The sequence below is a fragment of the Agriterribacter sp. genome (genome assembly GCF_035497235.1).
Classification (GTDB): Bacteria; Bacteroidota; Bacteroidia; order Chitinophagales; family Chitinophagaceae; genus Agriterribacter.
Window position 1 is genome coordinate 1 of sequence record NZ_DATJEB010000035.1, and the last position, 23,758, is coordinate 23,758.

Below are 23,758 nucleotides of genomic sequence, written 5' to 3' on the forward strand. Positions count from 1 at the left end.
TGCAGCAGTGATGGGTGAAAAGCCGGTTAGCTCCTATGAAAATTATCTTACCGGCAATGATCCTGCTCAATGGGCGGCCAATTGCAAAATATTCCAGGCGGTTACTTACAAAAACATCTATCCCAATATTGATGTGCGGTATTACGCGCAGGGCGAACAATTAAAATATGATATCATTGTTTACCCGGGTGCAAATGTCAATGATATTGTTATGCAATATGAGGGAGCCGATAAATTACAGATCAGGAACCGGGAATTATACATTAAAACCTCTGTGGGCGATGTTAAAGAACTATCACCTTATTCTTATCAGATTAATGATGCGGGAAAAAATGAAATAGATTGCAGATATGTAATAGAAGGAAAGGACAAGGTTAAATTTAAAGTAAAGCAATACGATCCTTCTCAAATATTAGTTATAGACCCCACGCTTATATTCGCCACTTTTACCGGAAGCACTTCAAGCCAGTGGGGATTTACGGCAACATACGGGGCGGATGGAAGCCTGTACTCCGGCGGCATTGTTTTTGGAGCCGGCTTTCCTGTATCAACGGGCGCTTTTCAAACCAATTATAACGGAACTTCGGGCAACGAAGCCTTTGATATAGGCATCATGAAATTCAACAGCAGCGGCACCAACAGGGTGTACGCTACTTATATAGGTGGTGGCGCCGCTGATCAGCCGCATAGCCTGATAGAAGACAGTAAAGGCAACCTTGTTATACTGGGCAGAACGAACTCCGGCGATTATCCCTTGCAACCGCAAGGCAATACATTAGGAAGCGGCGGCGGATACGATATTGTGGTTACCAAACTCAATGCTTCAGGAACAGCGCTCATCGGATCAAAAAGAATTGGCGGTTCAGGTACCGATGGTGTAAATATATCTACTTCCAGATCGCCCAACAGCTTATCTGTGTTTTACGGTGATGATTCAAGAAGCGAGGTTATACTGGATAACAATGATAATATTTACATAGCCAGTTGCACACAGTCTAATAACTTCCCCACAACTGCCGGCGCATCGCAAACCGGTCTGGGCGGAATGCAGGATGGCGTATTACTGAAAATAGCTCCCGATGTGGGAACGGTGATGTTCAGTACCTTATTTGGTGGCAAGGAAGATGATGGCACTTTTGTTCTTGCGCTTCACCCCCAAACCAGTGCTATTTATGTAGGCGGATCAACAAGAAGCAACAACCTTCCGGGCGTACCCGCTTCAGGAGTAATAGCGTCTTCCTACCAGGGGGGAACGGCAGACGCTTTTATAGCTATTTTTAGCAATACAGGCGCCTTGCAAAAAGCCACCTACCTGGGTACTAACAGTATGGATGCCATATATGGTTTAAAGTTCGATCCCAGTGGATTTCCTTATGTAACAGGCGTTACATTAGGCGCCTGGCCGGTTAGCCCCGGTGTGTATAATAACCCGGGAACCAAACAGTTTATTGTAAAAATGCAGCCCAGTCTTTCGGGAAGTGTTTATTCAACCGTATTTGGCAGCGGAACGGCAACATATAATATTTCACCCGTGGCCTTTGCTGTAGATAAATGCGAGAATGTATATGTGGCCGGATGGGGAGGCAGGTTATCGCCTTCAGCAGATGACCAGTTTCATACTTCGGGAACATTTGGAATGCCTACGAAGGATTGTAATGTACTGCCCAACGGATGCAGTACTGATGGCAGCGACTTTTATTTCTTTGTACTGGAAAAAAACGCGAAGGATATACTGTTTGGCGCCTTTTACGGACAGCGGGGAGGATTTGGGGACCATGTAGACGGTGGTACCAGCCGCTTCGATGCCAATGGCGTAATTTACCAGGCCATTTGCGCTGCCTGCTTTATCAGTAATTTTCCCGGAACTACCTTTCCTGTAACGCCGGGCGTATGGCGGCCCAGGTCGGGAAATCCGAGAGAATGCAACCTCGCTGCCGTTAAAATTGAAATGGATTTTTCGGGGGTAACCACCGGTCTCAGAACAACTATCGAGGGCAAAGCCTACAGGGATTATGGCTGTGTGCCGGTTACGGTAGATTTTTTAGATACTTTGCAAAAAGGAAAAACATACCTGTGGGATTTTGGTGATGGCAATAAAGACATCACAACTACACCGGGCACCAGTCATACATATAACGTTGTTGGCTCTTATAACGTAAGACTGATCTCTATAGATTCCAGCAAATGTATTATAAGCGATACAGCGTACACTACCATCAGGGTACGAACAGACAGAGCGGTAATAGGCGCTACCGCTGCCAAGTTGCTTCCCTGCGAAAGTCTTAATTTCGAGTTTACGAATACATCGGTGGCGCCACCGGGCAAGCCTTTCCAGGGCGCCATTTTTACCTGGGATTTTGGCGATGGATCGGTTCCTGTAACGACCGGAACCGGTAATATAAAGCATGAATTTCCGGCGCCAGGTACGTATCACGTAAAGCTTTCACTTGCCGACACCAATTATTGTAACGCACCCGATACCTTTACGCTTACCATGCGTGTAGCCCCTAACGTTAAGGCGCGCTTCGACACGCCTCCCGAAGGATGCGTGCCACACCATGCGGTATTTGATAATACTTCGGAGGCCGGTCAATTATTTTACTGGGACTTTGGGGATGGCAGCACTTCAAACGAGTTTTCGCCGGAACACGAATACACTTCTGTAGGCACCTACAGGGTAAAATTAATAGTAGTGGATTCCATGACCTGTAATAAATCTGATTCCACATTTTTCACGATCAATATACGGCCTATACCAACAGCCGGTTTTACTTTTGGCCCGGTGCCACCATTAGAAAATACGCCAACCACGTATACCAATACTTCCATGAATGCCATAAGTTATAAATGGTTTTTTGGAGATGGCGATACTTCCGTTCAGGTTAACCCGGTACACCAGTTTAATTCAAACGGCGACTTCAATACCTGCCTTATTGCGTACAATCAGTATGGCTGTCCCGATACGGTTTGCCAAACCGTATCCGCAATCGTATCTCCCTTAATTGCCGTAGCCAATGCCTTTTCACCCAATGGTGACGGGGTAAACGACAAAGTATATGTAAGAGGATACGCGATTGGAAAAATGATTTTCAGGATATACAACAGGTGGGGACAATTGGTATATCAAACAACAGACCGGAACCAGGGATGGGATGGAAAATATAAAGGCGTGCTGCAACCTATGGATGCATACGCATATACATTAGAAGTAGAATTTACAGATGGAAGCAAAGCAACCAAAAAGGGAGATATTACGTTGCTGAGATAAGGGAGGAATTTGAAATTTAAGATTTTACAATGCTGTACTAATTGCCTGGAAATTGACGCATACAAAGGAGATCACTGACATGATATCATCAGCTTTACATACAAGCGTTTCAAACGCGGCAGACATTGGAGGAGTACAGCCCCCTGTCAGACGAAACCGCAAAAGCGGAAGATGTTTCGCGTTCCTGTTGCTATTGGGTATCGGCATATTAAATGGAGTGCCTGCTTTTGTTGGTGCGCAGGATTTACATTTTTCGCAATTCTTTAATTCTCCCTTAACCACTAATCCGGCCAATACCGGTTTTTTACCTGAAAACGATTACCGCCTCGGTGCTAATTACCGCCAGCAATGGGCAAGCATGCCTGCGCAATTTAAAACCATGAGTATTTTTGGAGATGCACAGGTTTTCCGCGACAGGTTTGAATCGGGCTGGGTAGGTGTTGGCGGTGTAATACTACGCGATGTTGCCGGCAGTGGCAATCTCACTTCCACTAAAGTATATGGTTCCGCCGCCTATCACCAAATGCTGGGCAGCACCGGATTGCTTTCCCTGGGCTTTAACCTGGGCTGGGCAAATAAAAGAGTAGATGTAACAAAGTTTACATTCGATAACCAGTGGAACGGAAAATTTTTTGATGCCGGCGCCCCCAGCGGAGAAAACTTTGCGGCAACCAATATCAACTATTTAGATGTACAGGTTGGCTTGAATTATGCTTATTTTCCAACCGATAATATTTACCTCCATGCAGGCGTATCTGTGCACCATGTAAACGCACCTAAAGAATCCTTTTTTAACAGCGCTTCAGGCTATAATAACGCTATAGCCCGCAGGTACATTGCCTTTGCCGATGCGGTACTTAAAGTGAACGACAGGGTAATTGTTAGTCCGGGCGCCTATTTTACCACGCAGGCAAAGGCAAAGGAATTAACGCTTGGCCTTCACGCCAACTATAATCTCTCGGGTGATGGGGAAAAGCAGGTGATCGGAGGTCTTTATTACAGGGGAAGCGATGCCGTTATTCCAATGATTGGTTTTCAATGGAAATCGGTAAGGCTCATGTTTTCTTATGATGCTACTACCTCTTCCCTTAAAAACTATAACAATATGCAGGGAGCATCCGAGTTTGCTTTACTATATAATGGCTACTACAACCAGTATAACCAAAGCCTGCGCCAAATGCAATGCCCCGTGCCACGGTTTTAGTAATATGTTCATGTATCCGCACTTTCCCTTACTGGCAACCAACCGCCCACAGAAAACCCTTGCGCAGGTGAGAGGTCAGAGATTCCACCCTGTACCTTATAACTTGTAACCTCACCTCTTACTCTCTTACCTCTCCCCCTATATCAACTCTCCCTCATCTTTATATCGCCCTGCCCCGTTAAGCTGTAATTTAAACCCTCCTTCCTTTTCAACATAGGTTTTATACTTTTTCCTGTATTTTTTATTGACCCGCCTGGGTTGTTTTACATCATTAATATACAAGTTGCCATTCTTAATTTCAACAGAACAGGGTTTCCCCTTTTCTATTAAACCATCATTTTCAAGGTCGTTCATAAATGCCTTCAATTGCTGTAATGAAACCCCCGTCTTCTGCAAACCATGCGTAGCATTTTGCAGGTTTATTTTAAGGTGATGATCAATATTGAACTGCATTTGTTTGAGTTGCTGATTGGCTATTACCCGCGCATTGTTTAACTGTATTTTCAACTGATCCAGGTGAATATCATTTTCAGACAATAACCGTTTATTTACATCCGCTAAAGCATACCTGGTATTTTTTTCTACCTGGCTCCAGTCTTTATTCCTGAGCTCCGCTTCCAGTTTTTTTAAACTGTATTCCACGTTTTTCAAAGCCTGTTCAATAGCCTGCTCATTCAGTTCCTTATCCAAAACGGATCTATTATCCAGGGTGCTTCCCGCCGGTCTTGTTTTTGGGGGGATACTGTCTCTGAAGAAGGAGGATGTTGCCTGAACCTGCTGAAAGCTGCGAAAAGGGCCGCCCTCCTTTCCGCCATAAGCAAAGGAAAAAGATACGACTAACAGGCAAATGATCAGAATACCAAAACCATATTTACCGTGAATGGAAGTTCGGGGTAACATAATTGCAATGTTTAAAGATGATGAAATACGATTAGTTTCGTATAAAAATACGATAAACTTCGTAATTAAGAAATAAGTTGGCTTATTTTTTCTTCCCGGTATGTTAAGAAAACAGGAATATTACTACGGCAAACTCTCTATCGTAGTAAAAATTGTACCGTTTGGGACGATTGTTGTTGTAATACTATACTTTTTCCTTCCGTCATTTCCGCTACTATTTCCGGGGTATAATGCCGGATCGTTAATAAGCTGAGTTGTTTTTCTACCTGCACATCAAAAATGGCTGATGCCGCCTCCGCCAACCGGTTTACTTTGTCTTCTTTATCATCTGTGCAAACCATTAATATTACGGCGCCGGTTTGTATGAGATTGGCCGTAATATGCTTTTCCGCCAGCAAATGATAGAGATGCGAGATAGCGCTTCCTTCTATAAATGAAAAATCCTTAGAATGTAAATGAAGCAGGGCCTGGTTATTTTTAATGATGATTACCGGGGGTGGGGTTTTTATTGCATTATGCTGAATAACGGTTCCGGGCAACAAAGGATCAAGAAAGCATTTTACAAATAGCGGGATAGCTTTATTTTCTAATGGTTTAATGGTTTTGGGATGAACCACCTGTGCGCCATAGTACGCCATTTCAATAATTTCATCATAGTTCAGCTCATGCATTACAACAGCCGAAGGAAATATTTTGGGATCGGCATTCATAATACCTGCCACATCCTTCCATATAATAACCTGTTCCGCATTAAGCAGGTTGCCAAAAACAGCGGCACTGTAATCGCTCCCTTCCCTTCCCAGCGTAGTGCTTTCATTTTCATCTGTAGCGCCAATGAAGCCCTGCGTGATAACCATTTCATATTCATCAAAAACAGGAACTACTTTTTCTCTTATATTCTTTCCCGTAACAGCCCAGTCAATACCTGCATTCCTGAAATGATCATCCGTTCTGAAAACATCCCTTACATCTAACCATTTATTATGTATCCCCTTTTCGTTAAGGTATGCACTGATAATAGTGGTGGAAAGCAGTTCGCCAATACATACAATCTGGTCGTAGTAATAATCAAAATCCCTGGCAGGCTCATCATGCAGTGTCCATTCCACTTCTGTAAAAAGATGCGAAAGCCGCGCATCTGTTTCATTAGCGCTGGTAACCAGTAAATATTTGGCAGTATTTAAATGCTGTTTTTTGATATGTTCAAATAATTCAAGCGCTTCTTCCTTCCGGTTATTATAAAAAGCTTCCGCAACCTTCTCCAGCGCATTGGTTGTTTTTCCCATAGCCGAAATAACCACTACTTTTTTATCGTGAGGGTATAAGTGCAAAATAGTGGCAAGTTGTTTGATCCTGTCTGCGCTATTTACACTGGCGCCGCCAAATTTAAATACTTTCATTCCGTAATGTTATTTGCTGTAGGTAATAGAATATGCAAAGATAGTTGTATGCCTTCTCCGGCTGTTAATACCCGGAATAAAAACCGCGCGGGTCTGCATGCCGCCCCGCCTTTGTGTTAAATAGTTTGCCATAATCCTTAACTGTATTATCTTGCCGCTCATGGACAGAAAAGAAGTAATTACCGTAAAGAACCTGGTAAAAAACTATGGCCATTTTGAAGCGGTAAAAGGGATTAGCTTCAGTGTGCATGAAGGAGAGATATTCGGTTTACTGGGACCGAATGGCGCCGGTAAATCTTCCACGCTTGAAATTATGGAAACGCTCCGCAAAAAAACAAGCGGTGAAGTAATAATAGATGGCTATAATCTGGATAAACACGCGGACAAAATAAAACGGATCATCGGGGTGCAGTTACAATCATCGGGGTTTTATCCCGGTCTTAATCTTACAGAACTGATTGCCTTATTCGGCGGCTTATATAATGAACCCGTTAACGCCACCCAATTGCTGCAACTGGTTAATCTTGAAGATAAGGCGAAGAACAAATACAAAGAACTCAGCGGCGGACAAAAGCAACGGTTTTCCATTGCCACTACCTTAATTAATAAGCCCAGGGTTATTTTTTTAGATGAGCCTACAACAGGGCTTGATCCGCATGCGCGCAGAAACCTGTGGGACCTGATAAGGGATATCCGGTCAAAAGGCGCTACCATTATTATAACCACCCATTATATGGATGAGGCGGAAATACTTTGCGACAGGGTTGCCATTATGGACCAGGGAAAGATTATAGCAATGCATTCTCCCGACCAGTTGATTGATGATCTTGTGGCATCGGGCTTTGAACGACCCAAAGAAGTAAAAAAAGCGAACCTTGAAGATGTATTCATTCATCTTACAGGACATGCTTTACGAAATGAATAAACCTTAAAAAAATACAATAAAACAAATTATTACATGAACGGCAGGATTTTAAAAAGGATTACCTACAGCGCAGTTACCATTGCATTGATCAGCTTTTTTGCGGCATGCTCGTCCGTTAAAAAAATGGCTGCCGGTACTTCACATATTATATTTGCTGAGGCTAAACCTCCGGCCCCGGTTTTATTGAGCGCATTAGACAGTTTAAGTTATGCATTGGGCATGATTGATGCTACTTTCTTTAAATCGCAGGGCGTAGATACCATTAATTACGCTTTAATGAATAAAGGATTTGATGAAGTATTAAAAGAAAAAAATACATTATTAACCAGTCAACAGGCAGATATGACAGTAAGAGAACAACTACAGGCATTTATGCGTAAAAAATCGCAGGGCACTATTGATGAAGGCGAAAAATTCCTGGCCGAAAATAAAAAAAGAGAAGGCGTAAAAGTTACCCCCAGCGGTCTCCAATATGAAGTACTGCATATGGGAACAGGGCCCAAGCCATCGGATACCAGCACGGTAAAAGTACATTACGAAGGATTTTTGATCAATGGCAAAAAGTTCGACAGCTCCCGCGACAGGGGCGAACCCATTTCCTTTGCACTGAACCAGGTGATTAAAGGCTGGACAGAAGGCGTACAGTTGATGCCCGTAGGCTCCAGGTTTAAGTTTTACATTCCCTATACCCTGGGTTACGGCGAACAGGGCGCCGGGGGCGCTATACCCGGTGGTGCAGCTCTTATTTTTGATGTGAAGCTGATTGATATTGTGCATTAGTGAGTTGTCAGTGGTGAATGGTGAGAGGCAGCTATTATTACACTTATCTTCCTGATAGGCTAAGACAAAAGTTGTATATATTTCTGCCGTGTACAGCAAACCGTTATAACTCCATACTATGGCAACAGACCCGCGTTATCCAATAGGGCAGTATATGCCTGAGCCTTTTTCGGAACAAAAGAAAGAAGCCTGGATCACCGATATCAGGTGCCTGCCGCAATTGCTTGAAAACACCCTGCTGAATTTAGATGAGCAACAATTGCAAACGCCCTACAGGGAAGGAGGATGGACCATACAGCAATTGGTGCATCATGTAGCCGACAGCCACATCAACGCTTATTGCCGTTTTAAGCTGGGGGTTACGGAAAGCGACCCGCAGATAAAACCTTATGATGAAAAACTATGGGCCGAATTACCTGATGTGCAGCACCTGCCTGTCAATATTTCTATTACCCTGCTGCACGCGCTTCATGCCAGGTGGCATTACCTGTTAGAAAAGCTTACTATACAGGATTGGGAAAGAACCGTATTCCATCCCGAACAAAAAAGAAAAATAACGCTTTGGGAATTGCTGGGCAGCTATGCCTGGCATGGCAAACATCACACAGCACATATAACCATGTTAAGGGAGGAGAAGCATTGGTGATTCCCTTACTTCTTACCCCTTACCCCTCATGTCCTCCATCAGCTCACTGCCCCGCCTTTGGCAACGGCTTCCTGGGCAATTTGTTATCCCGCATTGCGGCATTATAAACAAATGCGGCAATAATAGTAGCCGCCTGTTTCAAATCATCCGCCAGTAAGTGATCATACGAATCCATGTTGGTGTGGTGCGTGCGGGTGCTGTATTCAATAGGATCCTGGATAAACTGGAAGCCGGGTATACCCACAGCGTCAAAAGCCAGGTGATCGGTGCCGCCGGTATTACTGATGGTTATTGCCGAAGCCTCCATATCCTTAAAAGGAGCAAACCATTGTGAAAAGATGGATCTGCATGCTTCATTGCCCTGCAGGTAAATACCCCTTATTTTACCGGTACCATTATCAAGATTAAAGTATGCCGAAACTTTAGCGTGACCGGGCTGCAGCACCATGGTAGCCGGATCGGCAAGATGATTTTTTACATAGTTCCGCGATCCGTGCAGCCCCTGCTCTTCGCCACTCCACAAAGCGATGCGGATAGTGCGCCGGGGCTGAACACCCAGCGTTTTTAATATGCGTACCGCCTCCAGCATTACTGCTGAGCCTGCTGCATTATCGGTTGCACCTGTTGCGCCCTGCCACGAGTCGAGATGCGCCCCAAGCATCACCACCTCATCTTTCAATTTTTTATCCGTGCCTTTCATTTCTGCCAGCACATTATATCCCTTAGTATCCTGTACTATAAAACGGGTTTGTATTTCCGTTTCTATTTCAACCGGAATATTAGCCTGCAATAACCGCACTATGCTTTTATAGTCTTCTGCCGCCACCATAATATCGGTAAAATTCTCCGGATCATCTTTTTTATACGAGCCGCCGCCCTGTACAAATAAAGTTCCATCACGGCCACGCATACTGTAAGTTAATACAGCAATGGCGCCTTCCTTTTTAGCCATTTCTTTTATATCATTCAGCAATGCCACAGGGCTTACGCTACTGCGTAACGGAGCTGCGGGGCGCGGATAAGCAGGCACAGATGGTTTTCTACCGGTCATTTCCTGCAGTTCTTCGTCTGTATACCGGCGTGCATCCGATTTAAACCCGGGCAGTAAAGTATCCTGCTGGTTCATGATGATGATCTTACCCTTAAGTTGTCCGCTGTATTTCCGCACAAAACCGGCGGAATCTTCCGCGTCAACCAGTATAACCTGCGCTTTTTGTAATCCACCGGTGCCGCTAGTCCATGCTTTTGGGAACCCGATCAGGGGCCGGTAGTATGGCACGGTTTGCGCTATATACATTTTCTGCAATTCCCATCCTTTTCCAAACTCACCCCAGGGTTCAAGCACGGCATTTTCCAGGCCCCAGCCTGTTAACTGCTCTTTTGCCCAGTTAGCTGCCCTCGTAAAGCCCGGTGAAATGGTTAGGCGCGGGCCGCTCACATCAGTTAAATGAAAGGCAATGTCCATTATTTTGGAATGATTGAGTCCTTCATCTCTTATCTTAAGCATCATGGACTGGTCAATCTTTTCCTGCGCATTTGCCAGGTGAACAGTACAGGTCACGAAAAAGAAAAAAAAGATGATTTTTTTCATACTAATTAATTTTTTTTGCTTCATGTGGGCAGTGAGGACACTGCCCACGGCGGGCACCCCGGTTGGGGTCCCACCAACTGGCGACAATTGAATATGTGTTAGGGCAAGACAGCAATATAACAATGTTTGAATGACTATCGGCTTGGGGGAACAATAGCAATTCTATAGTACTTTATTAACCGCTTTATTGTACTCACTATTACAATATCAAACTTTAAAAAGAGGTATAAATGCAGAACGGAAGCATGCGGGAAGCGGGGTGCAATGAATCCGGGGACCAGCCCATCCTTCCACTGATAGCTGACCACACCTGACACCTACTACTTCAGCACAACAGAATCTTTCACTGTTCCGCAGGTAAGCATTTTACTGCCAAAGTAAGGGTTTTTAATTTCTGTTGAACTGCTCAGCCAGTCAGCTCCGGCATCGTTAAACGCCATCGGGCAATGCAGGAGATATACTTTTTCTTTACCATACCTTACCGTTCTGGTAAGATCAAACAGGTTGCCTGAAATCATCTGGAAGGCTTTGCGTTTACCATCTATACCGGTTTCGCCCAGCAGGCCTTTACTTTCACTGCTTATGCCACCGGTATAGGTTTGCGCGGTAGGTATAATAATATTATTGGTATCAATACTTTTCAATTCATCCAGCTTCAGGTTATCTGCCGACTGAATAAGTAAAGCAGTAGCCTGATTGGCCGCAACAGTATCACTGGCAACAAGCGCATCGCGAAGCGCATAATACCGGTTAAGCACATTTTCAAACGATGCGTCAAAGGCTGCTGAATGCGCAGTAACTGTAGCAACGGGTGGTTCATCCGTGTTTGTTGCCGCTTTTTTTTCATTGCTTTTACACGCAAATAAAAACAATACCGCTATAACGTAAATTAACTTATTCATCGGATAATAATTTTTCACAAACCTACTGAAAAAGATCGTTAAAAAGATTGGCCTGCACAGCTTGCAAGTTACCGCATCATTAACGGCTGAAACCCCACCTGATACCTTCTATCCCTTAAATGTTTTCTTCATTGCCCTGTACATGGTTGGAGCGCTCCAGTCGCCGGGAACGATCATACGGCGAATAGTATACAATGGTTCCGTTGAGTCGCGCCGCGTTGATAACTGAAAAGCCGCTTTTACATTATTTTTTTTCAATTCAGGTATCGCTTCTTTATTCCATGCACCAAAAGGGTAGGCGAAATATTGTACCGGTTTCCCGGTTATTTCTTCCAACTGCCTGGCGGGTTTAGCAATTTGTGTTTCCCATTCGCCATCTTTATATTTTCTTACATCGTGATGATCCCAGGTATGAGAAGCAATTACATGTCCTTCATCCGACAATTCCTTTACCTGGTCTTTGCTCATATAAATGGAACGACCCAGGGAAACCGTCATAATGAAAAATACCCCTTTAAATCCATGCTTCTTCATTTCCGGGGCGGCAATGGCATACTGGTCATGGTCGCTGTCATCGTAAGTAAGCATAATGGGTTTGGCCGGTAGCGGTTTCCCGGTAGTGAGGTAAGCATACAAGTCATCGGGCAGCACAGTCTGGTATCCGCTATCAGCCAACAGTTGCAACTGGCTTTTGAAAGTAGCAGGAGGTACCACCACATCCTTTACACCCCGCGATTCATTTCCTTTCCAATCCCTGATCTGGTGATAACATAATACCGGCACTTCGGGGCGTGCCATTATTGTTGCCGCATCGGCTATCTTTAAAAGCGTATCTTCTTTTACTTTAGACAGGGCAGGCGTTTCCAACATATCCTGACGTGGTGTTTGATCGGCAGTTGATCCACAGGAAGACGCCAGCACCAGCGTGGCTGCAGTAAGGAGCAGGATTAATTTTTTCATGTTCATAATAACGGTGTTCGCATTAAGAAAGTATAAAACCAGATGCAAAGATAAAGATGTGCGAATGTATATTTGTGCATCCAAACAACCGGATCGTGGCTACACTTTAACATTTATGCTTTTATTAATGAAAGTTTTAAAAATTTACACCCAAAAAAATGAATATATCGCTTGCCGGAATGAATGCCGTGGTATGCGGCAGCACACAGGGCATAGGATTAGCCGTTGCAAAAGAGCTGTCTGTACTGGGCGCCAGGTGCTTTTTGCTTGCGCGTAACGAAAACATGCTGCAGGAAGCCCTCTCTCAACTATCCGTTCATGCACAGCAAAAACACGGGTATCGTGTAGCCAACTTTTCCGGCAACGGGCAGGCGCTTTCGGCAATTGAATCCATTGTTGGGGAACACCACATTCATATACTGGTAAATAACACAGGGGGACCTGCAGCCGGACCCATTACAACCGCAACCACAACCGATTTGGAAAACGCATTCCGGCAGCATCTTGTAAACAATCAACTGTTAACACAAGCGGTTTTGCCCGGTATGAAAATGGAAGGATACGGCAGGATCATCAACATCATTTCCACCTCGGTTAAAATTCCCATTGATAATCTCGGTGTATCCAATACCATTCGCGCGGCAGTGGCCGCATGGGCTAAAACCCTGTCTAACGAAGTGGGGCAATATAATATTACGGTAAACAATGTTTTGCCCGGATCTACCCAAACCGCCCGGCTCGGCAGCTTAATAGAAGAAATAGCAAAGAAGCAACAGCTCAGCAGGGAAACAGTAGAAACAGAAATGATGCATACTATTCCAATGAAACGGTTTGGGCTACCCGAAGAAATAGCCAATGTAGCCGCTTTCCTTGCTTCCCCCGCAGCTTCTTACGTAAACGGAACAAGCATCCCGGTAGATGGAGGAAGAACAGGAAGCATATAGGGTGGTGAGAAGTAAGAGGTAAGAAAAGTAAGAGGTGAAAAGACAAAGAGAGAAGTTGTATTAGCTCACAGAATCTAACGATTGAAGCTGACACCTCATACCTCATACCTAACGGACTAATAAGGCGAAGGACTTACGGAGGTCCAGCCACCGTCTACTACCAGGCTTTGTCCTGTTATATGCCTTGATGCCGGGGATACGAGAAATAAAGCGGCATTGGCAATATCCTGCACCTGCGCGGGCCTTCCCATTGGCGTTATGCGGCTCCAGGTTGACACATATTCCGGATCATCACCCGTACGTTCTGTTACAGTGGCGCCGGGCGCTATGGCATTCACTGAAATTTTATGTTCAGAAAGTTCTACTACCAGGGTTTTAGCCAGCATTTCCAATGCGGCTTTGGTCATGCCATAGGCAGCCAGTTTTTTATGCGCCTGGTGCCCTGTAACGGATGACATGAATAATATGCTTCCGCCGGAACCCTGCTGTATAATTTGTTTAGCCGTGGCCTGCGCCAGCAAAAAGCTGCCGCCCAGGTTTAGCTGCATTACTTTATATAATGAATCGGGAGGGTAATCCAGGAAGTCGCCAAACAAAGTGATGCCTGCATTGGCTATAGCAACAGTGAGTTTACCAAACCGGGTAACCGTTTCCTTTACCATGGCGGTAATAAACCCCGGCGATGATACATCGCCGGGCAATGCCATGCAGGTATGTCCTTCTTTAACAATAGTGGCAGCGGCCTGACTTGCTAATTTTTCATCTACATCATTCAGCACAACCGATGCGCCCTGCACACATAGCTGCCTTGCAATTTCAAAACCAATACCCTGTCCTGCACCTGTTACAATGGCTACCTGTTCGTTAAATATTCCTGAAGAAGCATGCATACGATACTAATTTCAAATCTTAAACTTTAAATCTCAAATTTAATGCGAATCCCTTGTTACTTTGCTGCCTGAAGAACCTCTCAGAAAATCAAAATCGGCGCCCAAATGGGCCTGTTCCACATGCTGAATGTAGAGGTTTGCATATCCGCGGCTGTAAGGTGAAGGGGGTTGTATCTTTTCTGCCTTCCTTTTTTTCAACACTTCATCTGTTATAGCTGCATGCAATATCCTTTTCTCCACATCAAGCGTAATCATATCACCGTTCTGTATAACCGAAAGGTTGCCACCCACAGCGGCTTCGGGCGATACATGCAGTACCACTGTTCCAAAACCCGTTCCACTCATTCTTCCATCGGAAATACGAACCATATCCGTAACGCCTTTGGCTAATAGCTTCCCCGGCATACCCATATTACCTACTTCGGGCATACCCGGATAGCCAGCCGGGCCTACGTTTTTCAGCACCATCACGCAGGTTTCATCAATATCCAGTTCAGGGTCGTCAATCCTGTTCTTATAATCTTCAATATCTTCAAATACCACGGCCCTGCCGGTATGCTTTAGCAAATGAACGCTGGCGGCCGAAGGTTTCAGCACAGCACCCTCTTCACAAACATTTCCTTTAAGTACTACTATACCCGATATGTTGTTGAACGGTTCAGTGCTTGCAGCAATCACTTCCCTGTCGTAGCACTCTGCATCCGAACAATTCTCTGCTATTGTTTTGCCGTTTACCGTTATGCAATCTTTATGCAGCCATTGCTCCATTTCTTTCATCACCGCAGGTAATCCCCCCGCATAATACAGGTCTTCCATAAAATATTTTCCCGAAGGCTGCAGGTTAGCGAGGAGCGGTATGTTCTTGGAATGCACATCAAAATCTTCAATAGAGAGCGCTACTCCTATTCTTCCGGCTATAGCCAGTAAATGCAATACAAAGTTGGTAGACCCCCCGATGCCTGCATTGACCTTAATGGAATTTTCAAACGCTTTCCGGGTGAGTATATCAGATAGCCGCAGGTTTTCTTTCACCATTTCCACAATGCGTATGCCCGATAGCTGTGCCAGTACCTTTCTTCTCGAATCGGCCGCAGGAATAGCTGCATTACCCGGCAGCGACAAGCCCAGCGACTCTACCATGCAGGCCATGGTGGAGGCCGTACCCATTACGGCGCAATGCCCCCTGCTCCTGCACATGCAGGCTTCCGCAACCGTCAGTTCTTCCTGCGACATGGAGCCGGAGCGTACCGCCTCACTGAAACGCCATATATCACTGGTACTGATATCTTTGCCCTTATACTTTCCCGTGAGCATGGGACCACCCGAAACCACCAGTGTTGGCAGGTTAACGCTGCAAGCGCCCATTACTAAGGAAGGGGTGGTTTTATCGCAACCGCAAAGCAATACCACACCATCCATAGGATTGGCGCGAATGGATTCTTCCACGTCCATACTGGCCAGGTTACGGTAAAGCATAGCCGTAGGTTTCATCAGTGTTTCTCCCAGCGACATTACCGGAAACTCTACCGGGAAGCCACCGGCTTCCGATATCCCCCGTTTTACGGATTCGGCCAGTTCCCTGAAATGCGCATTGCAGGGCGTAAGCTCAGACCAGGTGTTACAAATACCAATAACAGGCTTGCCTTCAAATTCATACGAAGGGATGCCCTGGTTCTTCATCCAGGCACGGTATATAAAGCCATCTTTACCGGTTTTCCCAAACCAGCCGCGGCTACGAAGTTCATTACTCATGATAAAACAATGCTTTTTTTTAAAGGTATTGTTTTTGGTTTAATATTGGGTGAATTTGCAGTTTATAGTTTAGGTTTCAGCAATCAGATTCAGCTAAAGCATACTAACGATGAACTGAAAGTTCTCACCTTTCACCCCTCACCTCTCATTTTTCATTTCTACTACTGCAAATACGGCCGGCATCTTTGTTTAATCTGTTAGGGCTGCTTAGCACCAAAGCAGCGCGGTAGTCCTAACAGGTTGCCCATCTCCACATTTTAAACCGTCACCGCATCTTCCTTCAGCACTTCCGCTATAGCAACAAGCAATGCTTTTACATCATCCGGAAAAATTTGACCGATATTGCCAATACGAAAAGCATTGGCCTTGCTGAGCTTCCCGGGATAAATAACAAAGCCTCTTTTGTTCAGCTTTTCATAAAATAATTCAAAATTAAAAGCAGGGTCTGAAGGATATAAGAAAGAAGAAATGATATGTCCCTGGATCTCCGGTTTGAGGTATTGTTTAAAGCCGAGTGCAGCCATTCCTTCATCGAGCGTTTGTTTATTGGTTTTATACCGTTGCTCACGGGCAGGGATACCGCCTTCTTCCTCCAGTTCCTGCATGGCCTGCCGGAAAGCCATAAGGCTTAAGGTTGGCGGTGTAAACCGGAACTGCCCGCTGGCTTCCAACCCTGCCCATTGATCATATATATCAAGGCTCAGGCTGCGTGCCTGTCCTTTCGCTTTTTCGAGCTCACTGCGTTTGCATAATGCAAAAGCAAAGCCCGGAACGCCTTCAATGCATTTATTGGAAGAAGAAACGAGGAAATCAATTTGCATGGCTTTCATATCCATTGCAACGCCGCCAAAGCTGCTCATAGCATCTACAATAAACACTTTACCGTGTTTTTTACAAACAGCGCCAATTGCCGTTACCGGATTAAACAACCCGGTAGTGGTTTCGCTGTGAATGCAGGCTACATGTGTGATGTCCGGATGACTTTCTAAAAACGCTTCCGTTGCTTCCGGAGTTACAATGGTATCTTCATCAAAACGAAGAACCTGATGGTTCAGCCGGTGAATGCCTGCCATTTTAACAATCCTTTCTCCATAAGCGCCATTGGCAAGTATCAGCAGTTTATCTTTATCTCTCACAACACTGCTGATCACACTTTCTACCGCAAATGTACCGGAGCCCTGAACAATCACACATTCATAACCTTCTTCCTTACGCACATGAGCCAGTTGCAATAAACCATTACGAATGTCTTTTACTGCATTCATAAATACATGATCCCGCGATCCCATATCCTTCAGCATCGCCTGCTTTACGGTTAAGGAAGTAGATAAAGGACCCGGAGTAAATAATAACGATTGATGGACCATAACGTATACTATTGATTAATAATTGATGATAGATTTACGCACTTTGCATTTCAGTAATAACAGGCGCCGTATCGTTTTTTGCACGAACGGCAGACTTATAAAAAAACACACAGGCAGCCGCCAGTAATACAAGAGATATGGCAGCCTGCAGGTAGGTGAACTTCATAAGTACCAGCGACCAGTTCATTTCTTTCATAAAAAACTCTTTATACAGCATCAGTACTACGCTGCCCAGGTAACCGATGGAATCGCACATGTACACAAAAAAGCCAGCGTTGGCTTTAATGCGGAAGTGCGCGATGAGCCGTTCAAATAAGGCGATCTGCATGGGCATATATGCCAAAAAAAGACCGGTACCCAGTAATAACATCCACCAGAAAGGAGTAATCATATGTTTTTGAAAAAGAAAGGTAGCCAGCGCCGTTATCAGAAAGCCCGCGCCTATGATACCGTTCACCACCCAAAAACCTTTAAAGTTATTTTTAATAGCAGAGAGGCTACCAATAACTGCTAATACAATAATACTTGTTATGGCTTCGGTTTGGGTAAACACGTTTTTGTCCCATCCCGGGTCTACCTCATTCCATATTTCAACCGTAAAATTGTCCCTGAAATCGCGCAACGTTGCCAGGAAAGTATAGAGTATAATAAAAGCCACCAGGCCCCAGCCATATTGCCGGAACACATTTCGTTTGTCGGTATTGGTCATTGGCAAGCGCGGCGCCCTGGCCAGCATGTCATCCTGCGAAGGAGCGGGGATAACAGACAGCATCCACACAAATAAAAGAAATAAAGGCAGGAACAATAAACCCATTACAAAAGGCATCCAGAACTCTGTTACGGCAGGCAACCATTCATGCACATCGAAATAAATGGTTTTTAACATACCCGAAGAAACGATGAGGCTTACGCTTAAGCCTATAGCAAGGATTTCCGTAAATCTCCGCCCTTCAAGATAACTGAATACAATGCCCCAGATCATTCCCAGCGGAAGTCCGTTCATGAATAAAAAAACAAAATTATAGGGATGAGGCACCCAGCCAAAAAGCAACAGCGCTATTTCTGCAAAAAGTATTAACCCAATGATGAGTTGCGTACGGCTTGCGGCTTTTAGTTCGGATATGACTTTAATGCCTATGAACTTGGAAATCATATAGCCAAATACCTGCGCTATAATAAGCACTACCTTATAGTTTATGCCCCATAACGATAACCCTTCATAAGTGCCTGCATTAAACGGTTTGCGGAAAGCATACATGCAAAAGTAGGTTCCAAATGCCGCCACCATACACCAAACAATAAAAAAGCCTTTGGAGCTTATAAGCAGTTTTTTGATTACTCCCATTTGTAAATTTTTATTAAACTTTTGTTTAGTATAAGTAAATATATTAAAAAATAGAATCGGGCGTGAAAATAACTATAAATAAGGCTTTAATTTTGGGTATGCATTATAACACTAAACTATCGGTAAACATCAATAAAATTGCCACACTCCGTAACAGCCGCGGTGGCAATAACCCCGATGTATTAAAAGCCGCCAGGGATATTGAACGGTTTGGCGCTGACGGAATAACGGTACACCCCCGCCCCGATGAACGGCATATCCGCTATACTGATGTAAGAGAGATAAAAAAGATAATCAATACTGAGTTCAATATTGAAGGTAATTGCAGGGAACAGCGATTTATTGACCTGGTATTAGAAACAAGACCACAGCAGGTAACATTAGTACCCGATGACCTGGGGCAAATTACGAGCGATCATGGCTGGGATACCATAAAACATAAAGATTATTTAACCGGGGTCATCCGCATATTTCAGCAGGCAGGCATCCGCGTATCTATCTTTGTTGACCCTGTTATTGAAATGGTTGAAGGCGCTGCTGCAACGGGAACCAACCGGGTAGAATTATACACGGAGGCGTACGCCAAAAACTATCTTACACATAAAGAAAAGGCCGTTGCCCCCTATGTGGCTGCCGCGCAAAAAGCCAAAGCACTGGGGCTGGGCATTAATGCCGGGCATGATCTTGACATGCACAATCTCAGCTATTTTAAAGAACAGGTTCCCTGGGTAGATGAAGTTTCTATAGGGCATGCCCTGATATGCGATGCACTTTACTTAGGATTAGAAAATGTGATTCAATTATACAAGCGGCAACTGGGATAATGTTGATGGCACGAATATTGAACTATTCTGGCATTAAAAACTACAACAACATGAAAAGATCATTCCTCTTTCCGTCAATAGCAGTTTTACTGCTTTCATCGGGCGTGGCCCTGGCACAGGATAGTAAAGCACCGGCCAGCCCTCCTGCCATTACATCGGCAAAAATTGCCAGTGGTGCTACCATTACCATTGACTATAGCCAGCCATCCGTAAAAGGCAGAACCATTGGTAAGGATCTTGAACCCCTGCCCGGTAAGGTATGGCGTACCGGCGCAAACAAAGCCACTGTTTTTGCAACAGACAAGAACATAAAAGTGGAAGGAAAGGATTTACCTGCAGGTAAATATGGTTTGTTTACCATTGCAGGTGATAACGAGTGGACGATCATATTCAATAAAACATGGGATCAGTGGGGCGCATTTAAATATGAAGAAGGGCAGGATGCCCTGAGAGTAAAAGTTAAACCTGCCAAAGCGCCTGCTTTTGCCGAAAAATTTACGATCAATGTAGATGAAAGCGGCAAAGTGAGCTTATTGTGGGGAGATACAGAAACGGATTTTACCGTGATGTAGAAAGGGGTGAGAGGTGAGACGGAAAAAGTGAAAGATGAGGAGAGATTTCGCAGGTTGTTAGCGCCGGAAGCAGCAACCTGCAACTTGTTCCCTGTAACCTGAAACTTCCTTATATCTTTCACGTTTTTCTTTTCATTTTTCTCTTATTTTGAATGCCTTTCCTGCAATTTCCCGGTAACGTCTTTCAGGCGGTATCCTTTTGCGTTTAAAAGAATGAGGTAATGAAACAAAAGATCCGCGGCTTCATTAAGAAATAACGCTTCATTATTATCCTTGGCTTCTATTACTGTTTCTACCGCTTCTTCCCCTACTTTTTGAGCAATTTTATTGATCCCTTTGGCAAACAGAGAAGCTACATACGATGCTTCAGGCGATGATTTTTTACGCAGCTCAATAATGTCTTCGAGGTATAGCAGAAAATTATCGTTGTGATTTTTCTCAGCCCAGCAGGTATCTGCCCCGGTATGACAAACCGGACCCAGGGGATGCGCCTTGATGAGCAAAGTATCATGATCACAGTCGGTGGCAACCGATCTTAATTCCAGGAAATTTCCGCTTTCCTCTCCCTTTGTCCATAACCTGTTTTTACTCCTGCTGTAAAAAGTAACTTTCCCCTCCCGCATGGTTTTTTGTAAAGCCTCATCATTCATAAAACCCAGCATCAATACTTTTTGAGTATCGTTATCCTGCACAATGGCAGGCACTAATCCATCCTGATATTTATTAAAATCAACTTTCATACTTATTTTTGAAGCTGTAAAGATATAAAATATGCAACCGTGTATAAAATGGGTTTAAAAAGCTGGTTTGCAGTATTTCTACCTTCCCTAAAAAGAAGTTACCATTTGGTAAGTTACGGCAAACGAAACTGAATGCATTGCTAATCATTTTATTATGCCTTCTATATGGCAGCAATATGACAAACGCCGTTTAGCAGCGGAAAAAACAAATGCCAAGCTGCACAATAATTCAGGAAAAGCGATACCTTGTCTTTCTTCTTTCTTTTAACCTCCTGAAACCGCCCCCTATTCTCGTGAAAAGCCATGTCGTAAATTTTCAGGACAACCATGAAGGTTGTTCATCCGTACCACTTAAATATGAATGCTGGCATGCGCAATCTCAAAACAACATATTGTTTTGTAAAAGTTATTATACTGCTTTGCCTGTTTCAGTGCATAAGCGCTGCAAACGCACAAACTGTTGAATTAACCATCCGGGTAACCAGTAATGCACAGTTGCCTGTAAGCAATGCTACGGTTGAAATAGACGGGCAGCGCAGCATCACCGACTCTTCAGGGAAATTTTTACAATTACTGGAAAACGGAAACCACATTATAAACGTGAGCGCCGTAGGTCATTACAGTAGTTTCGTTACTATTAGCCTGCTTTCCGATACCACTATTCATATTATACTTCTCCAAAAAGATAACGAACTCAGCAATATTGTAGTTACCGCCGGAAAGAACAATAAAAGAGAAATGAGTTTTTATGCCCTGGATATTGATCAGTTAAAAAAACTGCCTGTTATTCTGGGTGAAACGGATCCGCTAAAAACAATCACGCTTTTGCCCGGTATAAAAAACGGAGGGGAGGCGGGTTCCGGCATTTATGTAAGGGGAGGCGGGCCGGATCAAAACCTCATCCTGTTAGATAATATACCGGTGTACAACCCCAATCACCTGTTAGGTTTTTTTAGCGTATTCAATGGCGAAGCCATAAAAGACGTTACGGTTAAAAAGGGCGATATGAATGCAGCCTATGGCGGCAGGCTGAGCAGCGTAATATCTATTGATACCCGCGAGGGCAATAAAGATTCCCTGAAATACAGCGGCGGTATAGGTTTAATTTCTTCCAAACTTTCAGTGGAAGGTCCGCTGGTTAAAAACAAAGCTTCTTTTATATTAAGTGGCAGAAGAACCTATATTGACCAGGCAGCAAAAGTATTCGCGAAAAAAACAATCGGTAACAACGGATATTATTTCTATGATATTAACGCCAAAGCGGATTACGAAATAAATAATAACAATAAGCTGCTGTTCACCTTTTATACCGGTAAAGACGAATTTACCTACACCAACGATAAAAGCAATTTATTTAATGCCAATTGGGGCAATATGATTGCAGGACTTAGCTGGAAGCAACAAGTACTGCAGGGAAAACTGAAGCAATCCGTATCATTGATTTATAACACATTTAACTTGGACAGTTATTATGGCTATGATCTCACGGATTATATTTTCACATCCGCCGTTAACGATTACCAGTTTAAGAACGACTGGAGCTACACGCCCTCCGGCAAATTCAATTTACACTGGGGCCTGCAACATATCTGGCATCGCTTTAAGCCTGGCGCAGGCGATGTAACCGAAGGCGTACAGGAGTTTAAAACAAAAGTAAACAACCAGTTTGCCCGGGAAACAGCCGTTTACTTAAGCGCAGGGTTTAAAATAAGCAGCCGTTTACGTGCTACTACCGGTTTAAGATACAGTTATTTTAACCAGGTGGGGCCCACTGAAATGATGCTATATAATGAAAGTGGCAGTCCAACAGGGGAAACCGCATCGTATAAAAAAGGACAACGCATAGCGCATTATGGTTTTCCCGAACCCCGGCTGAATATGGATTATGCCCTCTCTGCGGTTTCCAGTATAAAACTTTCTTATACTAAAACCATTCAATACCTGCACCTGGCTACAACAAGCGGCGCAACTTTTCCCAGCGATATATGGATACCCAGCGGACAAACGGTTCAGCCTGGCGCCGCCCAGCAGGTTGCTTTGGGCTACTTCAGGAATACGCCTGACAACAATTACCAGTTTAGCGTGGAAACCTATTACAAACACCTGCAAAACCAGATAGAGTTTAAACCGGGAGCGCAGTTGCTGCTCAATCAGAATATGGAGGGAGAGATGATGTTCGGAAAAGGAAGCGCATATGGAGTAGAATTGCTTGTTGAAAAGAAAAAAGGGAAACTAACCGGTTGGATTGGCTATACCTTAAGCAAAACGGAAAGAACTTTTGCACAATTGAACAACGGAAAGGCCTTTCCGTACCGATACGACAGAACACATGATATTAGTGTTGTAGCCAATTATTCCCTTAACGACCGGTGGAACCTGTCGTCTGTTTTTGTGTTTGGAACGGGCAACGCGCTTACTATGCCCACGGGCAGAGTGAATTATAATATAGGGTTTAACGCAACTCAGCGTACGGCATCCTATACCAGCATGAACCAGTACGAAGAAATTAATAACTATCGCCTGCCGGCATACCACCGCGTTGACATTTGTGCCACTTACACGCCCGTCCCAAAGAAAAAAAAGCGATTCAGCAGTAGCTGGAACTTTAATGTTTATAATATTTACAACCGGCAGAACCCTTATTTTATTTATATGGATATTAACCAAAAAGAAAAATCACTGCAGGGTAAAATGGTGTACCTCTTTCCTGTTACCCCGGCCATTGGCTGGAATTTTAAATTTTAACAC

At 44.2% G+C, this 23,758-nt stretch carries 19 protein-coding genes; 9 read left to right on the plus strand and 10 right to left on the minus strand.

Annotation, left to right across the window (positions count from 1 at the left end):
* Positions 1-3,268 (plus strand): DUF7948 domain-containing protein (locus VL121_RS11190; RefSeq protein ID WP_325405238.1); only part of this gene is annotated, 3,268 nt, incomplete at its 5' end.
* A gap of 79 nt (positions 3,269-3,347) precedes the next feature.
* On the plus strand, positions 3,348-4,472 hold the full coding sequence (locus VL121_RS11195) for a PorP/SprF family type IX secretion system membrane protein (RefSeq protein ID WP_325405240.1): 1,125 nt from the start codon (positions 3,348-3,350) through the stop codon (positions 4,470-4,472).
* A 138-nt stretch (positions 4,473-4,610) separates the two neighbouring features.
* Here the strand turns inward: VL121_RS11195 and VL121_RS11200 are convergent, their stop codons facing one another.
* Both VL121_RS11200 and VL121_RS11205 read right to left on the minus strand, forming a co-directional pair.
* Positions 4,611-5,372, minus strand: a complete 762-nt coding sequence (locus VL121_RS11200) for a hypothetical protein (RefSeq protein ID WP_325405242.1) — start codon at positions 5,370-5,372, stop codon at positions 4,611-4,613.
* Between the two features lie 137 nt (positions 5,373-5,509).
* Positions 5,510-6,772, minus strand: coding sequence for an aspartate kinase (locus VL121_RS11205; protein WP_325405244.1), 1,263 nt, complete (start codon positions 6,770-6,772; stop codon positions 5,510-5,512).
* 160 nt (positions 6,773-6,932) lie between these two features.
* Between VL121_RS11205 and VL121_RS11210 the strand changes: the two genes are divergently transcribed.
* The 3 genes from VL121_RS11210 to VL121_RS11220 all read left to right on the plus strand — a co-directional run bounded on the left by VL121_RS11210 (position 6,933) and on the right by VL121_RS11220 (position 9,123).
* Positions 6,933-7,697, plus strand: a complete 765-nt coding sequence (locus VL121_RS11210; protein WP_325405246.1) for an ABC transporter ATP-binding protein — start codon at positions 6,933-6,935, stop codon at positions 7,695-7,697.
* Between the two features lie 33 nt (positions 7,698-7,730).
* The gene (locus VL121_RS11215; RefSeq protein ID WP_325405248.1) at positions 7,731-8,477 is read left to right on the plus strand and encodes a BamJ family beta-barrel-assembly machinery protein; all 747 of its coding nucleotides are present in this window, start codon (positions 7,731-7,733) and stop codon (positions 8,475-8,477) included.
* A gap of 118 nt (positions 8,478-8,595) precedes the next feature.
* Positions 8,596-9,123 (plus strand): YfiT family bacillithiol transferase, encoded by a 528-nt coding sequence (locus VL121_RS11220; RefSeq protein ID WP_325405250.1) that lies wholly within the window; start codon positions 8,596-8,598, stop codon positions 9,121-9,123.
* 43 nt (positions 9,124-9,166) lie between these two features.
* On the opposite strand, the gene VL121_RS11225 is transcribed toward VL121_RS11220, so the two are convergent.
* The 3 genes from VL121_RS11225 to VL121_RS11235 form a co-directional block, all read right to left on the minus strand.
* Positions 9,167-10,714, minus strand: coding sequence for a M28 family metallopeptidase (locus tag VL121_RS11225; RefSeq protein ID WP_325405252.1), 1,548 nt, complete (start codon positions 10,712-10,714; stop codon positions 9,167-9,169).
* A 320-nt stretch (positions 10,715-11,034) separates the two neighbouring features.
* A complete protein-coding gene (locus VL121_RS11230; RefSeq protein ID WP_325405254.1) occupies positions 11,035-11,616 on the minus strand; it encodes a DUF3347 domain-containing protein in 582 nt (193 codons plus the stop codon).
* Positions 11,617-11,724: 108 nt separating this feature from the next.
* Positions 11,725-12,576 carry a polysaccharide deacetylase family protein gene (locus VL121_RS11235; protein ID WP_325405256.1) on the minus strand — a complete coding sequence of 284 codons (852 nt, stop codon included), beginning with the start codon at positions 12,574-12,576 and terminating at the stop codon, positions 11,725-11,727.
* 158 nt (positions 12,577-12,734) lie between these two features.
* Here VL121_RS11235 and VL121_RS11240 point away from each other — a divergent pair, with 158 nt between their 5' ends.
* On the plus strand, positions 12,735-13,520 hold the full coding sequence (locus VL121_RS11240; RefSeq protein ID WP_325405258.1) for an SDR family oxidoreductase: 786 nt from the start codon (positions 12,735-12,737) through the stop codon (positions 13,518-13,520).
* Positions 13,521-13,636: 116 nt separating this feature from the next.
* On the opposite strand, the gene VL121_RS11245 is transcribed toward VL121_RS11240, so the two are convergent.
* The 4 genes from VL121_RS11245 to VL121_RS11260 form a co-directional block, all read right to left on the minus strand.
* Positions 13,637-14,410 (minus strand): SDR family NAD(P)-dependent oxidoreductase, encoded by a 774-nt coding sequence (locus VL121_RS11245; protein WP_325405260.1) that lies wholly within the window; start codon positions 14,408-14,410, stop codon positions 13,637-13,639.
* Positions 14,411-14,449: 39 nt separating this feature from the next.
* Positions 14,450-16,162, minus strand: a complete 1,713-nt coding sequence (locus VL121_RS11250; protein WP_325405262.1) for an IlvD/Edd family dehydratase — start codon at positions 16,160-16,162, stop codon at positions 14,450-14,452.
* 257 nt (positions 16,163-16,419) lie between these two features.
* Positions 16,420-17,529, minus strand: a complete 1,110-nt coding sequence (locus tag VL121_RS11255) for a 2-aminoethylphosphonate--pyruvate transaminase (protein ID WP_325405264.1) — start codon at positions 17,527-17,529, stop codon at positions 16,420-16,422.
* Positions 17,530-17,563: 34 nt separating this feature from the next.
* Complete coding sequence (locus VL121_RS11260) at positions 17,564-18,874, minus strand: DUF5690 family protein (protein WP_325405266.1); 1,311 nt, start codon at positions 18,872-18,874, stop codon at positions 17,564-17,566.
* Positions 18,875-18,972: 98 nt separating this feature from the next.
* On the opposite strand from VL121_RS11260, the gene VL121_RS11265 reads away from it, so the two are divergent.
* Positions 18,973-19,698, plus strand: a complete 726-nt coding sequence (locus VL121_RS11265) for a pyridoxine 5'-phosphate synthase (protein ID WP_325405268.1) — start codon at positions 18,973-18,975, stop codon at positions 19,696-19,698.
* 50 nt (positions 19,699-19,748) lie between these two features.
* Positions 19,749-20,270 carry a DUF2911 domain-containing protein gene (locus VL121_RS11270; RefSeq protein ID WP_325405270.1) on the plus strand — a complete coding sequence of 174 codons (522 nt, stop codon included), beginning with the start codon at positions 19,749-19,751 and terminating at the stop codon, positions 20,268-20,270.
* A gap of 143 nt (positions 20,271-20,413) precedes the next feature.
* Here VL121_RS11270 and hisIE read toward each other — a convergent pair whose 3' ends face one another.
* Complete coding sequence (gene hisIE / locus VL121_RS11275) at positions 20,414-21,010, minus strand: bifunctional phosphoribosyl-AMP cyclohydrolase/phosphoribosyl-ATP diphosphatase HisIE (RefSeq protein ID WP_325405272.1); 597 nt, start codon at positions 21,008-21,010, stop codon at positions 20,414-20,416.
* A gap of 369 nt (positions 21,011-21,379) precedes the next feature.
* Between hisIE and VL121_RS11280 the strand changes: the two genes are divergently transcribed.
* Positions 21,380-23,755: a TonB-dependent receptor gene (locus VL121_RS11280; protein WP_325405274.1), complete on the plus strand. Its 2,376-nt coding sequence runs from the start codon at positions 21,380-21,382 to the stop codon at positions 23,753-23,755.
* Positions 23,756-23,758: the final 3 nt, after the last annotated feature.

Bases quoted from the DNA above. Each gene is read 5' to 3' on its own strand.
- VL121_RS11260 (WP_325405266.1), bottom strand. From the start codon at position 18,874: ATGGGAGTAATCAAAAAACTGCTTATAAGCTCCAAAGGCTTTTTTATT.
- VL121_RS11205 (WP_325405244.1), bottom strand. From the start codon at position 6,772: ATGAAAGTATTTAAATTTGGCGGCGCCAGTGTAAATAGCGCAGACAGG.
- VL121_RS11195 (WP_325405240.1), top strand. From the start codon at position 3,348: ATGATATCATCAGCTTTACATACAAGCGTTTCAAACGCGGCAGACATT.
- VL121_RS11265 (WP_325405268.1), top strand. From the start codon at position 18,973: ATGCATTATAACACTAAACTATCGGTAAACATCAATAAAATTGCCACA.
- VL121_RS11215 (WP_325405248.1), top strand. From the start codon at position 7,731: ATGAACGGCAGGATTTTAAAAAGGATTACCTACAGCGCAGTTACCATT.
- VL121_RS11250 (WP_325405262.1), bottom strand. From the start codon at position 16,162: ATGAGTAATGAACTTCGTAGCCGCGGCTGGTTTGGGAAAACCGGTAAA.
- hisIE (WP_325405272.1), bottom strand. From the start codon at position 21,010: ATGAAAGTTGATTTTAATAAATATCAGGATGGATTAGTGCCTGCCATT.
- VL121_RS11220 (WP_325405250.1), top strand. From the start codon at position 8,596: ATGGCAACAGACCCGCGTTATCCAATAGGGCAGTATATGCCTGAGCCT.
- VL121_RS11280 (WP_325405274.1), top strand. From the start codon at position 21,380: ATGCGCAATCTCAAAACAACATATTGTTTTGTAAAAGTTATTATACTG.
- VL121_RS11245 (WP_325405260.1), bottom strand. From the start codon at position 14,410: ATGCATGCTTCTTCAGGAATATTTAACGAACAGGTAGCCATTGTAACA.
- VL121_RS11270 (WP_325405270.1), top strand. From the start codon at position 19,749: ATGAAAAGATCATTCCTCTTTCCGTCAATAGCAGTTTTACTGCTTTCA.
- VL121_RS11240 (WP_325405258.1), top strand. From the start codon at position 12,735: ATGAATATATCGCTTGCCGGAATGAATGCCGTGGTATGCGGCAGCACA.
- VL121_RS11255 (WP_325405264.1), bottom strand. From the start codon at position 17,529: ATGGTCCATCAATCGTTATTATTTACTCCGGGTCCTTTATCTACTTCC.
- VL121_RS11230 (WP_325405254.1), bottom strand. From the start codon at position 11,616: ATGAATAAGTTAATTTACGTTATAGCGGTATTGTTTTTATTTGCGTGT.
- VL121_RS11235 (WP_325405256.1), bottom strand. From the start codon at position 12,576: ATGAAAAAATTAATCCTGCTCCTTACTGCAGCCACGCTGGTGCTGGCG.
- VL121_RS11225 (WP_325405252.1), bottom strand. From the start codon at position 10,714: ATGAAAAAAATCATCTTTTTTTTCTTTTTCGTGACCTGTACTGTTCAC.
- VL121_RS11210 (WP_325405246.1), top strand. From the start codon at position 6,933: ATGGACAGAAAAGAAGTAATTACCGTAAAGAACCTGGTAAAAAACTAT.
- VL121_RS11200 (WP_325405242.1), bottom strand. From the start codon at position 5,372: ATGTTACCCCGAACTTCCATTCACGGTAAATATGGTTTTGGTATTCTG.